The 14,169-nt window shown below is 63.4% G+C and carries 18 protein-coding genes; all 18 read left to right on the forward strand.

What is annotated here, in order from left to right:
- The first annotated feature begins 1 nt into the window (after position 1).
- The 18 genes from J3A71_RS07320 to J3A71_RS07405 all read left to right on the forward strand — a co-directional run bounded on the left by J3A71_RS07320 (position 2) and on the right by J3A71_RS07405 (position 14,165).
- On the forward strand, positions 2-2,041 hold the full coding sequence (locus J3A71_RS07320; protein ID WP_209952752.1) for a phage terminase large subunit family protein: 2,040 nt from the start codon (positions 2-4) through the stop codon (positions 2,039-2,041).
- 1 nt (position 2,042) lies between these two features.
- Entirely contained in the window at positions 2,043-2,249 is a 207-nt protein-coding gene (locus J3A71_RS07325) for a hypothetical protein (protein WP_013971759.1), read from the forward strand.
- Entirely contained in the window at positions 2,246-3,727 is a 1,482-nt protein-coding gene (locus tag J3A71_RS07330) for a phage portal protein (protein ID WP_044046944.1), read from the forward strand. Before J3A71_RS07325 ends, J3A71_RS07330 begins: the two co-directional genes overlap by 4 nt.
- Positions 3,724-4,875, forward strand: a complete 1,152-nt coding sequence (locus J3A71_RS07335) for a head maturation protease, ClpP-related (protein ID WP_209952755.1) — start codon at positions 3,724-3,726, stop codon at positions 4,873-4,875. Before J3A71_RS07330 ends, J3A71_RS07335 begins: the two co-directional genes overlap by 4 nt.
- Positions 4,872-5,219, forward strand: coding sequence for a head decoration protein (locus tag J3A71_RS07340; RefSeq protein WP_013971762.1), 348 nt, complete (start codon positions 4,872-4,874; stop codon positions 5,217-5,219). Before J3A71_RS07335 ends, J3A71_RS07340 begins: the two co-directional genes overlap by 4 nt.
- A gap of 58 nt (positions 5,220-5,277) precedes the next feature.
- Complete coding sequence (locus tag J3A71_RS07345; RefSeq protein ID WP_209952757.1) at positions 5,278-6,273, forward strand: major capsid protein; 996 nt, start codon at positions 5,278-5,280, stop codon at positions 6,271-6,273.
- 2 nt (positions 6,274-6,275) lie between these two features.
- A complete protein-coding gene (locus J3A71_RS07350; protein WP_013971764.1) occupies positions 6,276-6,590 on the forward strand; it encodes a hypothetical protein in 315 nt (104 codons plus the stop codon).
- Positions 6,587-7,249 (forward strand): hypothetical protein, encoded by a 663-nt coding sequence (locus J3A71_RS07355; protein ID WP_209952760.1) that lies wholly within the window; start codon positions 6,587-6,589, stop codon positions 7,247-7,249. The genes J3A71_RS07350 and J3A71_RS07355 overlap by 4 nt, the downstream gene beginning before the upstream one ends.
- The gene (locus J3A71_RS07360; protein WP_209952762.1) at positions 7,242-7,772 is read left to right on the forward strand and encodes a hypothetical protein; all 531 of its coding nucleotides are present in this window, start codon (positions 7,242-7,244) and stop codon (positions 7,770-7,772) included. Before J3A71_RS07355 ends, J3A71_RS07360 begins: the two co-directional genes overlap by 8 nt.
- Positions 7,769-8,371 (forward strand): phage baseplate assembly protein V, encoded by a 603-nt coding sequence (locus J3A71_RS07365; RefSeq protein WP_209952764.1) that lies wholly within the window; start codon positions 7,769-7,771, stop codon positions 8,369-8,371. Before J3A71_RS07360 ends, J3A71_RS07365 begins: the two co-directional genes overlap by 4 nt.
- A 42-nt stretch (positions 8,372-8,413) precedes the next feature.
- Positions 8,414-8,683, forward strand: a complete 270-nt coding sequence (locus tag J3A71_RS07370; protein WP_209952767.1) for a hypothetical protein — start codon at positions 8,414-8,416, stop codon at positions 8,681-8,683.
- A gap of 2 nt (positions 8,684-8,685) precedes the next feature.
- On the forward strand, positions 8,686-9,012 hold the full coding sequence (locus J3A71_RS07375) for a GPW/gp25 family protein (protein ID WP_209952770.1): 327 nt from the start codon (positions 8,686-8,688) through the stop codon (positions 9,010-9,012).
- Positions 9,009-9,989, forward strand: a complete 981-nt coding sequence (locus J3A71_RS07380; protein ID WP_209952772.1) for a baseplate J/gp47 family protein — start codon at positions 9,009-9,011, stop codon at positions 9,987-9,989. The genes J3A71_RS07375 and J3A71_RS07380 overlap by 4 nt, the downstream gene beginning before the upstream one ends.
- Positions 9,986-10,798, forward strand: coding sequence for a phage tail protein I (locus J3A71_RS07385; protein ID WP_209952775.1), 813 nt, complete (start codon positions 9,986-9,988; stop codon positions 10,796-10,798). Before J3A71_RS07380 ends, J3A71_RS07385 begins: the two co-directional genes overlap by 4 nt.
- Positions 10,795-11,673: a phage tail protein gene (locus tag J3A71_RS07390; protein ID WP_209952777.1), complete on the forward strand. Its 879-nt coding sequence runs from the start codon at positions 10,795-10,797 to the stop codon at positions 11,671-11,673. Before J3A71_RS07385 ends, J3A71_RS07390 begins: the two co-directional genes overlap by 4 nt.
- A 6-nt stretch (positions 11,674-11,679) precedes the next feature.
- Positions 11,680-12,420 carry a hypothetical protein gene (locus J3A71_RS07395; RefSeq protein ID WP_209952780.1) on the forward strand — a complete coding sequence of 247 codons (741 nt, stop codon included), beginning with the start codon at positions 11,680-11,682 and terminating at the stop codon, positions 12,418-12,420.
- 22 nt (positions 12,421-12,442) lie between these two features.
- Positions 12,443-12,904 (forward strand): hypothetical protein, encoded by a 462-nt coding sequence (locus J3A71_RS07400; RefSeq protein ID WP_125920071.1) that lies wholly within the window; start codon positions 12,443-12,445, stop codon positions 12,902-12,904.
- Positions 12,905-12,998: 94 nt separating this feature from the next.
- Positions 12,999-14,165 carry a phage tail sheath family protein gene (locus J3A71_RS07405; RefSeq protein WP_209952782.1) on the forward strand — a complete coding sequence of 389 codons (1,167 nt, stop codon included), beginning with the start codon at positions 12,999-13,001 and terminating at the stop codon, positions 14,163-14,165.
- Positions 14,166-14,169 lie beyond the last annotated feature (4 nt).

Consider the following 14,169-nt stretch of genomic DNA (forward strand, 5'->3'; position numbering starts at 1 on the left):
TATGCCCACCGGATACGCTGACGGTGCCGAGGTGTACCGCGAAGCGTATTGCAGAGGGCTGAAGCCTGACCCCGATCTGTGGGTCGACGAGTGGTCGGACGAGTACATGCGGATCCCGCGTGATACTGGCGCCGCAGAGCCTGGCAAGTACCGCACCGCGCGTACACCGTACGCCCGCGAACCCATGCGCTGCCTGTCTCCAGCCCACCCGTGCAAGCGGGTGGTGACCAAGGTCGCATCGCAGCTGATGAAAACGCAGATTGCCCTGAACTGGATCGGGGCGCTGATCCACATGGCACCGTCAAACATCTTGACGCTACTGCCCAGCCTGGGACTAGCCAAGCGGGTGTCCTCGCGGATCGGTAAGACGATCGATGCTACGCCCGAACTCAAGGCGCGTGTGGCGGCTAACCGCTCCAGAGATGCCCGCAACACCATGGACACCAAGGAGTTCGAGGGTGGCACGTTGTTCGCCACTACGGCTGGCTCGGCTGCCAACCTGTCCGAGCTGTCGGCGCGGTACATCTACGGCGATGAGGTTGATCGTTGGGATGTCGACGTTGACCAAGAGGGCGACCCCATCAAGCTGGCCGAGGCCAGGGGCAGTACCTTCGGCCGCAATGCCAAGTTCTATTTCTCCAGCTCACCGCTCATCAAGGGGGCGTCGCGGATCGACGACCTCTTCATGATGGGCGATCAGCGCCACTTCTACGTGCCGTGCCCGACCTGTGGGCACATGCAGGTGCTGAGCTGGGACCGCCTGCTGTACTCGCCTGACTTTAGCACCGTTCACTACCAGTGCGCAGGGTTGGATTGTGATGTGCTGATCGAGGAGCACCACAAGAGCGAGATGCTGGCAAAAGGCGAGTGGCGCGCGCATGCGAAAGGGGACGGCGAGACGGTGAGCTTCCAGCTCAACGCGCTGTATGCCCCGCTGGGCTGGCACTCGTGGACGATGTTGGCCCGCGAGTTCGAGGAAGCCAAGCGCGCCCAGGACCGCGGCGATCTGGAGCCCATGCAGGTGTTCTACAACACCCGCCTGGCTGAGGTCTGGGACAGTGCGATCGAGCAGACCAAGGCCGAAGTACTGCAGGCCCGCGCGTTGCAAGAAGACTACGTGCTCGGCACATTGCCAGTGGGAGCGCTTGCGTTGACGGCCTCCGTCGACGTTCAGGCCAACCGCCTGGAGCTGATGGTCATGGCCTGGGGCGCTGGCATGGAACGCTGGGTGGTCGATCACCAGGTGATCCCCGGTGACCCGGCCGACGAGCGTACCTGGGCGCTGCTCGATGACCGCCTCAAGATTCGCTACCGCCACCCTTGTGGGGTAAGCCTGGCGATCTTGGCCACTGGCATCGACTCCGGCGGCCACCACACCCACGAGGTCTACCAGTTCACCCGCGTACGCCGTTGGCGCAACGTGTTTGCGCTCAAGGGGGCGAGTAAGCCGGGTCGGCCTGTTATCGCCCAGCGGCCGTCGCAGGTGGACGTCACTTGGAAAGGCCAGACCGAACGAAACGGTGCTGAGTTGTGGATCGTTGGTACCGACACGGCCAAGGACTGGATCTATAACCGCTACAGCTTCGAGAAAGGCCCTGGTGCGCTGCACTTCGCGAAGGACCTGCCGGACGAGTTCTTCCAGCAGTGCGTGGCCGAACGCAAGATCGCCCGCTACGTGAAGGGCTATAAGCGGATCGAGTGGGTCAAGAGCAAGGCCGAGCGCAACGAGGCGCTGGACCTCATGGTGTACAACCTGGCCATGGCCAACTTCCTCGGCCTGCACCGGTACGGCGAACAAGACTGGGACAAGCTGCGGCAGGCGCTCGCGCAGGCCAGCCTGTTCGATCAAGGCGAGCAGCAGCCAGCCCGGCCTAAGGCCCGCGAGCCGGTGGCAGGTGACCAGGGTGAAGATGATCCGCCGCCACCGACTGCACCGGCGCCGTTCAGGCGAAGCGAGCCACCCCCACAGCCGGCCCCACGTGCCGCGCCCCAATCCATGCAACGCCGCAGCTCCAGCAGCGGCTACCTGAAGAGACGCTGACATGGCTTACACGAAGGCAGACCTCGCCACCGTCGAGCGTGCGATCGCGCGTGGTGAAAAGATCGTTCGGTACTCGGATCGTACCGTCGAATATCGAACGGTCGATGAGTTGATCAAGGCCCGCGACCTGATCCAGTCTGAACTGGTGAGGGCCGCCGGGCCGCGCTCGCGCGTGACTCGCCTCTACCATGGGGGCAAGGGACTGTGAGCGGACGTTATATGTCCCTCGGCCGTTCGGGCATCTTGGTGCCCGAGCGGATCAAGGCCAGCTACGAAGGCGCCGCCGAGGGACGGCGCTCATCGGGGTGGGATGCGCCGGACACCGGCGTGAACAGCTTGATCATGCCGGCTTTGCGCAACCTGCGTTCCCGCTCCCGCAGCGCGGTCCGCAATGACCCATACGCCGCCAACGTCATCGACAAGCGGGTCAGCAACCTGATCGGCACCGGCATCACACCGCATCCGCAGTTGGCGGATAAAGAGGTGCGCAGGACGATGCAGGTGCTGTGGGAGGATTGGGTCGATGAGGCTGACGCCGATCAGCTCACCGACTTCTACGGTCTCCAGGCCTTGGTGGCGCGCACTGTGGAGCAGTCAGGCGAATGCTTCATCCGTCTGCGCCCGCGCCGGCTGGAGGATGGCTATGCGGTGCCACTGCAACTGCAGTGCCTGGCGCCGGAGTTCGTCCCTCACGATAAGTTCGAGATGACCCGTTTTGGTAACGTCATCCGCGCCGGGATCGAATTCAACGGCATGGGCCGGCGGGTGGCGTACTGGTGTTACCGCGTCCACCCCAGCGACAAGTCCTCACTGAATGTTGGTTACAACCAGTTGGTACGGGTTCCGGCCGAGCAGATGCTGCACATCTTCGAGCCGTTGGAACCGGGGCAATTGCGCGGTGTGCCGCGCTTGGCGCCGGTCCTGAAGCGCTTGCGCAGCCTGGACAACTTCGACGATGCGGTGCTGTTCCGGCAGGAGGTGGCCAACCTGTTCGCAGGCTTCGTGCGCAAGCCTGCGCCGGACGGTCGGCCACAGCTTGATCCCCTCACCGGTGCGCCAGTCGACCTCGACCGGGATGGTTTTACCCCCATGGTGGGGCTGGAACCCGGCACCGTGCAGGAGCTGGGGGCCGGCGAGGAGATCGAGTTCTCCGACCCACCGGACGCCGGCAACAACTACCGCGACTTCATGCGGCAGCAGCTGATGGCTGCTGCTGCCGGCACCGGCTTGCCTTACGAGTTGATGACCGGCGACATGCAGGGCGTGAACGACCGCGCGATCCGCGTGGTGCTGACCGAGTTCCGGCGCCGGCTGGAGCAGCTGCAGTTCCAAGTCTACGTCCACCAGTTATGCCGCCCGGTTCGGCAAGCCTGGTTGGATATGGCGGTGCTGGCTGGGGCACTCGACCTGCCGGATTACTCGCAGCGGCGCCGCGAATACCAGCGCACCCGCTGGGTCCCGCAAGGCTGGGCCTACATCCACCCCGTTCAAGACGTCCAATCCCGGCAGATGGAAATCGCTGCCGGGTTCACCACGCGCAGCGAGACTTGTTTGCGCAACGGTACTGATGCCGAGGTGGTGGACGAAGAAAACGCCGCCGATCTCGCCCGGGCGCAGGGCCTGGGTATCAAGTACAGCACTTTGTCGGCGGTCGATGACGATCCCGACGAGAAGGAGAAAGCATGAACCCCCTGAAGCCCCTCCGTATTTTCAACAAGGCGCCAACGCCGCAGCCCGAAAACGAGCAGCACTGGTACCGCATCAGCGCTGCGACCGAGGCAGAAGGTGCTGCTGGCGCAGAGCCAACCCCGATTGAGATCTACATTTATGGCGAGATCGGTGGCTGGGGTATCACCGCCAACCAGTTCATTCGCGACCTTAAGGCGATCGATGACGGTGTCTCGCCGGTACAGGTGGCCTTCAACACCAACGGCGGCGACCTGTTCGAGGGTGTGGCCATCCATAACGCGCTGAGCCGCCTGGGCGAGCGCTGCACCGCTCGGATCGATGCCTTGGCGGCGAGCGCGGGTAGCGTTGCGGTTTGCGGCGCTCACCGAGTGGTGATGGCGTCGAACGCGATCCTGATGATTCACAACCCCTACACCTGGATCGAAGGTGACGCCGAAGAGCTGCGCCGGGTGGCCGATGTGCTCGACCAGGCTTTCGAGGTGATCATCGCGGCTTACAAGGCCAAGTCGCCTGACATCGATGAAGCCGAACTGCGCCGCCTGGTCAACGCCGAGAGCTGGCTCACCGCCGAGGAGGCGCTTGCGCTTGGGCTGGTTGATGAAATTGGCAGTGGCGTGCAGGTGCGGGCATGCCTGGGGAATGGCGCGGCCATGGCCCGGTACCAGAAAACCCCGCAGACGTTGCTCGATCAGTTGGCCAACAAGCCGCCGGCAGCCGACCCGGCAAAGCCGCCTGCGCCGACCAAGCCTAACATCGCCGACTCCACGGCGCTGGCGCTGATGATCACTCAGGGCTGTTCCAAGGCGGGTATCGGCAACCTGGCTGAGACGCTGATTGCGTCGACCAAGCTAACTGATGCGGCCACGGTGCAGGCAGCGCTTAAGCAGGCTAAAGGCGTACACGATCTGTGTGTCGCGGCGCGGTTGCCTGAGCTGACCAAAGAGTACGTCGCTGCCGGCCTGGATGCTGACGCGGTGCGGGCGCGACTGTTCGAGAAGATTGTCAGCTCCGGTAAGGGCTTCGAGATCAACAACGCCCTGCCGCCGGCTGACGACGATCAAGAGAAGGTCAAGGCGCAACTCCCCAATCCATCCAACATCTGGGCTGCCCGCCGGCAGGCCGCCAACAAAGGAGCACGACCATGAGCACCATCCACCAGGAACCGGTCCACGCCGGTGAATTTCTGCTTTCTGAAGGTGCCGGGAAAATCTCCCGCGAAGCCATCAACATCGTCGCTGGCCCGGCCATGGTTGCTGGCCAGTTGCTCGGCCTGGTCACCGCAAGTGGTGAGTTCGCTCCCTACAACCCCGAAGCTGAAGACGGCAGCGAGAACGCAGTCTGCATCCTCTTCGCACCGCTCGGCGAATCGGACGTCTCGCGACGTGGGCGCGCTGTGGTGCGACTGGCCGAGGTCACCGAGGCGCTGTTGACGGGCCTCGACGGCGATGCGGAAAAGTCCTTGGCGGCGCACTTCATCATCCTGCGTTGACCTGACCCCTTTTTTCCAACCCCGCCTTGAGCGGGGTTCTTACTTTCTGGAGTTCCCCATGGCTGAGATTGCCATTTTTCAAGATGATGCCTTCGGCGTAGCAGCCCTGACTGCGGCCATCAACGAGCAGGAGTACGTGCCGGGCCGCCTGGCGGCTCTTGGGCTTTTCCGCGAGGAGGGCGTCCCGACCCTGACCGTTCAGATCGAAAAGGATGGCGATACGCTCGCCCTCGTGCCAGCGGGTGAGCGCGGAACCTCCGGTTTGGTGGTCGGTGGCAGCAAGCGCAAGCTCATTCCCTTCAACACCATTCACCTGCCGCAACGGTTCTCGATCAAGGCTGACGAGATCCAGGGCATTCGTGCGTTCGGCTCTACCACCGAGCTGCAGGCCGTTCAGGCGGTTGTGAACAAGCGCCTGGGCAAGGCCCGGAGCCAGCTGGACGCCACCCACGAATATCACCGCATGGGCGCAGTCAATGGCCAGGTGCTAGACGCAGACGGCTCGTCGGTGCTGCTGGACATCTACAAAACCTTCGGTGTGTCCCGGCAGACGCTGTCGATGGGCCTCAACGACCCGAACGCCAACATCCAGGCTCAGTGTGTAGACGCGCTGGATATGCAGGAAGACGCGCTCGGCAATGTCACCACCACCGGCGCGCGTGCGTTCTGTGGCAAGACCTTTTGGAAAAAGTTGATCTCTCATCCGTCGGTGGTCGAGACCTACAAAGGCAGCCAGCAGGCCGCCGCTCTGCGGGGTGATGGGCGAGAGGGCTTCGAGTTCGGCGGCATCAGTTGGGAGCGCTATCGCGGCAAGGTCGGTGGCAAGGCCTACGTTTCCGATGACGAAGCCCGCCTGGTCCCAGAAGGTGTCTCGGATTTGTTCCTGTCGATCTACGCCCCTGCGGACTACATCGAGACAGTCAATACCGAGGGCCTACCGTACTACAGCAAGATCGAGGAAATGCCTTTCGGGAAGGGCATTGACGGCGAGGCGCAGTCCAACCCGCTGCACATCTGCACCCGCCCCCGTGCTGTCCTGCGCCTGACGCTCTGATCATGGCCTTCCGAGACCTGATCAACGACGTGGACGACGTGGTGTTCGACGTCTTAGGCGACTTGGCGCAGATCGACGGCCGCCCAGTTCTCGGGATGTTCTCGGCGCCCTGGCTGCAGCCCAAGCTCGGCCAAATCAGAACCGCTCTCCGTGAGCCGCATCTGGTCATCAGGGTTGGCGATAACGCCGGTGTCGAGGTGAAGCAACGGGTTGTGATCGATCTGCCGCCAGAGGACGGTGGCGGAACCTACACCATCGCCGGCAGCGAGCCTGGTGGCGATGGTCTTGTAACGCTGATCTTGAGGAAGGCGGTATGAGTGTTGGTAGCTATCACAAGCAGTCAGCCAGCAGCGGGTTGATCTCGTTGCAACTGGACCCGCAGGCGCTCAAGGGCTTTCAGGATTTCACCAGACGGGTCCCCAAAGCGGCCCATGCCGCGCAACGACGGGCAATCAACAAGACGTTGCGCTGGCTTCGAACGCACGTCGCCCGGGAGGTAGGCCGCCAGGAGCGGATCGCTATCGCGGCGGTGAGGCAGCGGCTAAGGGCGTTCCCGGTGTCCGGGAGCGGTCAGGGCAAACTCTGGTTCGGCATCAACCCCATCGAAGCCAGTCGAGCGGGTAGGCCCCGACAGAGCCGGACTGGTGTTTCTGTAGCGGGCCGCAAGTACCAGGGCGCGTTCTTCAAGACCGTGTACGGCGGCAATCCGGATATCTGGATCCGTACTGCAAGCAAGCACTTCGACGCGGACAGCTACCCGGATAGCGAGGTATCAGGGGGCGGTGGACGACGTTCTGGTTGGATCTCGGAGAACGACAGTCGCTTCCCGTTGGCCAAGGCGAAGATCTCCCTGGAGGACGTCCGGCCTCACTTCGAGGCTTGGACCAATCGCGCGCACGAGCGCCTGGTAGTCGTCATGGAGCAAGAGCTGAACTTTGAATTACAGAAGTACCTTCGGAGGTCAGGCAATGGATGAGGATTTCATTCCACTAGGCCAGGTGTACGCGGCCATTGAACAGCACATCAGGGAAGCCATTCCAGGCTTGCAGTATGTCGGGACCATGCCGAGCGGCATCGAGGTCGTTCCACCGCCTGCAGTGGTGCTCGAACTGGCAGGATTCGAAAGTGCCGAAGAGGACCCCGGGACGGGGCAGACTGCGGTCGATGCGCGTTTTGAAGCGCGCGTGCTTGTACCGGGGGAGGAAGACAACTGCTTGCACATTGCTGCATTTGTGGCTGCTCAGTTGACTGTGCTGCTCCGCATGCAGTCGTGGGGCTTGCCGGTGAGGTTCGCTGAGTTTGTACGGGCCGAGCGCGATTGGAGCAGGCCAGAGCTGGACGGCTTTGCGGTCTGGGTGGTCGAGTGGACTCAGATCATCTACCTGGGCGAGGAGGAGTGGCCGTGGCCCCGAGAGCCCGGCCCGGTGCTGTTCGCCGTCGACCCTGACAGCGGGGAGGGGAAGGAGCAGCACTACCACCATCCGGAGGCCATGGAATGAGCTACCCGACTGCGCAGCATGACCGGATGATTTCCGACCAGGTAATCAAGGGGTATGTGGTTGCCGTGGACTTGGTGGCCGGGAGGCTGCGCATGACGGACGGCAGCGACTGGGTCAGTGCATGGGTGAAGTGGCATGCCCTGGCAGCCGGCAAGGCCCGCCATTGGCGGTCGCCAAGCCTGGGCGAGCAGGGCGCGCTTATCAGCCCGAGCGGTGACCCTGCCCAGGGCACATTTGTGCCGGGGCTGTATGGCAATGCGGGCCCGCAGCCTGACAACCGCGACCATGTCGAGGTGTGGCGTTTCGATGATGGCGGCTCGCTGGTCTACGACTGGGAGGCTAATAGCTACACCATCAAGCTGCCCACGGGCACGGTCAGCATCGAGGTCGGCGGCAGCAAGGCGGTGATCACCGACGACACGATCAGCGCCAAGACCACGACGATGACGGCCGAGGCGCAGGCCGCCACCATCAAGGCGCCGTCGATCACCTTGGAAGGTGAGGTGCTGATCAAGGGCGCGTTACGCGTAACGGGCGATATCAATGGCGGTGGGATGATCATCGACACCGCCGGCAACACGGCAAATCACAAGCACTGACAGCCCGCTCATGCGGGCTTTGTCTTATCTGGAGAACGCCTTATGGCTGACAAGAAATCAGTTTCAACCGATGAGGCGCCTGCCTCCGAGGCAACCGGCGCGACCGCTGTGGCTCACCTGGCTGCAGCCAGGGCAGGGGCACAAGTCACCTTCGCCGACACCGTCTACACCTCGCGCTCGCTTTACCTGGCCAAGGGCGAGGACCTGCGCGAGTTCAAGGTGGTGGCCAAGCGCGTCAGCGTGCCGGCCGACGACGCCGAGGCGCTGGCCTTCCTGGCTGATCACCCTGAGCTGCAGCGGCTGGACGGCTGACCATGATCGGCCTGGATCGCCGCACCGGCGAAGCTATTTCGGGCCTTGACCACCTGCGCCAATCCATCGAAGACATCTTGACCACGCCACTCGGCAGTCGCCGCATGCGGCCGGAATACGGCAGCAAGCTGCGGCGTTACGTCGACATGCCGGTCAACGAGGGGTGGAAAAGCGCGGTGCAGGCCGAGGTGGCTCGCTCGTTGGGCCGCTGGGAGCCGCGGTTGAGGCTGGAGCGGGTGGTGGTTACCTCGGTGCTTGAGGGGCAGATCGGCATGACACTGACCGGCGAATACCTGGGCAGCACCGCCGTCATGGAGGTAACCGCATGATCGACCTTTCCCTGCTGCCCCCGCCCGATGTGGTGGAGAGCGTGGATTTCGAGGAGCTGTATCAGGAAACACTGGGCATCTTCCGCGAGTTCATGAAGGACCAATGGACAGCAGCGTTGGAGTCCGACCCGGTGGTCAAGCTGATGGAAGTCATGGCCTACCGGGAAATGCTCACGCGTGCGCGGGTCAACGCGGCGGCTAAGGCGAGCCTGCTGGCCTTCGCCAAGGGTAACGATCTGGTGAACCGCGCCGCTGATTACGGCGTGGAAAAGTTGGTCATTCGCCCGGCCGACCCGGATGCGGTGCCGCCGGTTGAGGCGGTGATGGAGGGCGACGAAGCGCTGCGCTATCGCACGCGACTGTCGCTTGAGGCCTTGTCTGTAGCCGGCAGCAGCGGCGCCTATGAGTATCACGGGCTAAGCGCATCGGCCGAACTGACCAACGTATCGGTCGACTCGCCCCGGTTTGTTGGGGCGGAGTTGACGCCCGAGGTACGGGCACAGCTGCCGGCGGGGGCCATTGTGGTGGTCTGTGATTACGACGCTGGACTGGCCAACCCGCTGCCTGGCGACGTGTCGCTGGCCATCCTGCCCAGCCTCACCAGCACCACCCCGGTGGCCCAGCTGGTGGCCAAAGTCAAAGCCGCCTTGTCGGCCGAGGAAGTGCGGCCGATCACCGACCGGCCCCGCGTGGCCGCCGGTTTGCCGACTGAGTTCAAGGTGGAGGCCGAACTGCAGATTGAGGAAGGGCCAGACCCGGACGTGGTTAAAGCCACCGCACGGGCTGGCCTGGATGCGGCCATTGCAGAAACCCGCCGCCTGCAGGGGCAGTTGCCCCTGTCGGCCATCTACGCCGCGTTACACGTAACGGGGATTCGTAGCGTGACCTTGAAGCAGCCAGCGGCCGGGGTGGTGTGTGACAAGCGGCATTACCCCAGCTGCACCTCAATCACGCTGACGTCGAAGGTGGTGACATGAGCCTGTTACCGCACAACGCCACCCAGCTGGAGCGCGCCCTGGAGGCGGCCGCCGACCTTGGCCTTGACCCGGACATTATCCGGGGCGTGGCCGACTCGGCGCGCTGCCCGCCGAACTTCCTGCCCTGGCTGGCCTGGGCGTGGAAGGTTGAGGGCTGGGAAGCGGCCTACACCGACGAGCAGCGCCGCGCGCTGATCCGCGAGGCGATCCCGATTCACAAGACCAAGGGCACGGTCGGCGCGATTCGGCGTGTGCTTAAGGCGGTTCGGGTCAACGCGGATTACAAGGAATGGCGCGAGATTCCCAACGCGGCGCCGTACACGTTTCAGATCACGGCCTGGGCCAACGATAACCGGCCGGGCGAAGGCTCGATCATTTCGCCGCAGCTGGAGGAGCGCTTGCGTGCCCTGGTCGATGCGACAAAGAACGAGCGCAGCCACTACACCTTTCGGCTCGGTGCCCGGTTCGACGGTGGCCTGGTGGCCGCCGGGGCCAGTCAGGGGCAACTGCTGCACCGCAAAACGGTGGAGCCTGCGCCCGTTCCGGTTGACCCCTCGGCGCAGGCCCTGCAGTTCGCTAACGCCACTCAGGCGCGGGGGCTACACCGGCAGACGATGGAAATGCCGGTGGTGCCGATTCCGCTTTCTGAGCAGTCGCTGTTGCTGGCCAACGTTACCCATGCGCGCGCTGTCACTCGGGGTTATGCCGAGGCGCAGCCCGTCCCGATCCATGCAGCGGCCACCGTATCGGTCGCCAATGCGCTGCGTACCCGTATCGTCGTGCGGGGCACGATGGAGGCTGTTTTATGAGTACCCCTTTACAACCGGTGATCACCAAGAAAGGTCTGGCGGCGGTCTGGAATGCCACCAGCACCGGCCTTTCTGCCGAGATCACCCACATTGCACTCGGCACGTCGGGCTACACCCCGACCAACGAGCAAACCGGCTTGCGTGCCCAGGTGGCCAAGTACCCCATTGCCGGTGGTGAGCGGTTGAGTGACAGCCTGATTCACATCACCGCCATCGCTGATGGCCCGGCCGCGTTCTGGGTGCGTGAAATCGGCTTTCTGTTAGCCGATGGCACGCTGTTGGCGGTCTGGTCGCATGCGACTGACGCGCTGACCTACAAACCGGCCAATACCGATCTGCTGCTGGCCTATGACCTGTCCTTGACGGCGCTGCCGGCGGATAGCGTCACCATCGTCAGCAGCCCGGCGGGCCTGAACCTGTCTTTGGCGGCGCCATTGGCGGCCATGGCCAGTGCCCTGGTCGGTGAGCAGCTGCGCAGCCTGCAGCAGCAAGATCAGATCACCGATCTGGCCCGGCAGCAGCAAAGCACCGCCGAGCAGATGGCACGCCAGGTTGCCAGCCTTGCCGAGCGTCAGGGCACGGCCGAGTACCGGCATGCGGTCGACCATGAGGGAGCGCTGGCTGTCGGCATTCGCGCGGTCGAGGCGGTGCTTAGCGAGCAACTGCGCAGCCTAGGCCTGCAAGATCAGATCGACTTGCTCACCCGACAGTTGCGGCTGGTGATCGAGCAAGCCGACTGGCGAGACGTGCGCCTGGCGACGGCTGAACGTCGGCATGAGGTCGACCACGAAGGCCTGCGCAGCATGGGTATCGCTGTCGCAGAAGCCACCCTTTCCACCCAAACCCAACTGACCCAACACATCAACGGAGCATAAGATCCTATGAGTCTCGAAACTGAAATCGCTGGCCTCACCAGCAAGGCCACCGCGCTGCTCGACTACTTCACCACCTTCAAAAGCGCGGCCGCCAAGGCTATTGCCGATGCGGTTACCGCTGCGCCGGCTATCTCGCGCACCTTCTACATCAACCCGCTGACCGGTGACGACAACGCCCTGGGCAACGCGGACACGCCACTCAAAACCCTCGGCCGCGCTGTTGCAGCAACACCGAGCGGCGGTATGGGTGATTACATCCTGCAGGGCGACTACACCCACACTGAGGCGCTCTCGGTAGGCAGCCGCCGCATCATCATTCGCGGTGACATTGCGGATAGCAAAGTCCGAAAGCTCATCTTGAACGAGTACCTGGGCACCAATGGCATGAAGCGGTTCGGTGGGGTCCAGATCAACATGGGCGGTTCGGTTGACTTCGCCGATATGACCGTCTCGCTGCCCGATTCCGCGGGTGGTCTGTCGGCGGCCCAGGATGCGTTCTACTCGATGTTCTATGCCGGCGGCAGCAAGCTGCCAGGTTTCATTCCGATCAAGCTGTACAACGTTGAGTTTGCCCTGCGTGGCACATTCACCGGCAAGATTGTTGGTTCTGGCCTCCCTTGCGTGTCGCTGAGTGCAGTGAACTGCACCATTCCTGCGGCGCTTGAGGGTTACCTGGTTCAAGGCGTGACGGCCGGCAAGGACCCGAACACCATTCCTTGGCTGACAACCAACATCACCAAGCTCTAACCCTTCTGAACCTGAGGTCATCATGCGTAAAGACAACCTGAACGTGACGTTCAACGGCAACAACTACAACGGCTTTGAATTCGCTTTGCTGCCGCTCGGTGCAGCACGACTGTGTGCGGCCCAGCAGATCGAAGACGCGGCCGACAATGCCCGTGTCGCGGTGGTCGGCAACTCGCTGCGTGTGGTCGAATACCAGCTTGCCGAGCAAGAAGCCCAAGCCTTCCAAGCAGCTGGCTTCGAGGGCGAGGTGCCCGCCACCGTCCAGGCGTGGGTCGACGCGGCCGGTCTTGAGCCGCAAGCCGCCGCCGAGAACATCTTGGCCGAGGCTGCCAAGTGGAAAGAGGCCCTTTATGCGATTCGCGCTGCCCGCTTGAAGGGCAAGCTGCAGGCGCTCAAGGCGGCCACTCACGACGAGGCCGAGGCCATTGCCGACGCGGCCATTGCCGCGATCAATGCCAGCGTGGTCGGTGTCGGCAACGCCTGACCCATAACCCGCCTTCCTTGAGCGCCCCGACTGTCGGGGCGTTTTCGTTTCTGCAGGGCCGCCAAGCGCGGCCCTTGTCTTATCTGGAGCCCACATGGCTGGATTCTTTCACGGCGTTACCGTAACGAACGTCGACACCGGCGCGCGTAGCATCGCGTTGCCTTCGTCCTCGATCATTGGCCTGGTCGACACCTTCACCGAGGGCGCGGGCGCGACGGCCAAGTACAACGACCTGGTGCTGATCACCAACGAGCGCGAGGCGGTCGCCGCGTTCGGCGAGGCCTCGGCCATCACCAAGGCCTGTCGGGCCATCTACACCCGCGCCAAGGCGGTGATCGTCTGCTGTGGCGTGGCCAAAGCGGTCGACGCGGCCGCACAAACCTCCTCGATCATTGGCGGCGTGTTGGCCAGCGGCAAGCGTACCGGCCTGCAGGCGCTGCTCGACGGCAAAAGCCGTTTCAACGCCCAGCCGCGCTTGATTGTCGCGCCCAAGCACAGCGCGACCCAGGCGGTGGCCACCGCGATGGATGCACTGGCCGGTAAGTTACGTGCTGTAGCCATCATCGACGGCCCCGGTACCACCGATGAGGCCGCCACGACCTACGCCAAAAGCTTCGGCTCCAAGCGTTTGTTCATGGTCGACCCTGGTGTGCAGGTGTGGGACACCACCAGTAACGGCACCGTCGATCAGCCCGGCTCGGCCTGGGTGGCGGGCTTGTTTGCTTGGACCGATACCGAATACGGCTTCTGGGCTTCGCCGTCCAACAAGGAGTTCGTCGGAATCACCGGCACCACCCGCTCGGTCGAGTTCCTGGACGGCGACGACACCTGCCGGGCCAACCTGCTGAACAACGCCAATATCGCGACCATCATCCGCGACGACGGCTATCGCCTGTGGGGCAACCGCACTCTGTCCAGTGATGTGAAATGGGCGTTCGTCACCCGCGTGCGGACCATGGATATCGTCATGGACGCGATCCTTTACGGCCACAAGTGGGCGGTTGACCGCTCGATCACCGCGACCTACGTCAAGGACGTGACCGAGGGCCTGCAGGCGTTCATGCGCGACCTGAAGAACCAGGGCGCAATCATCAACTTCGAGGTCTACGCCGACCCGGTGCTCAACACGGCCAGCCAGCTGGAGCAGGGCAAGGTGTACTGGAACATCCGTTTCACTGACGTGCCGCCGGCCGAAAACCCCAACTTCCGCGTCGAGGTCACCAATCAGTGGTTGACCGAAGTGCTCAACGCTGCCGCTTAAGGAG

Origin of the sequence: Pseudomonas sp. PvP089, from assembly GCF_017875165.1 — a bacterium.
GTDB lineage: Bacteria > Pseudomonadota > Gammaproteobacteria > Pseudomonadales > Pseudomonadaceae > Aquipseudomonas > Aquipseudomonas fortuita.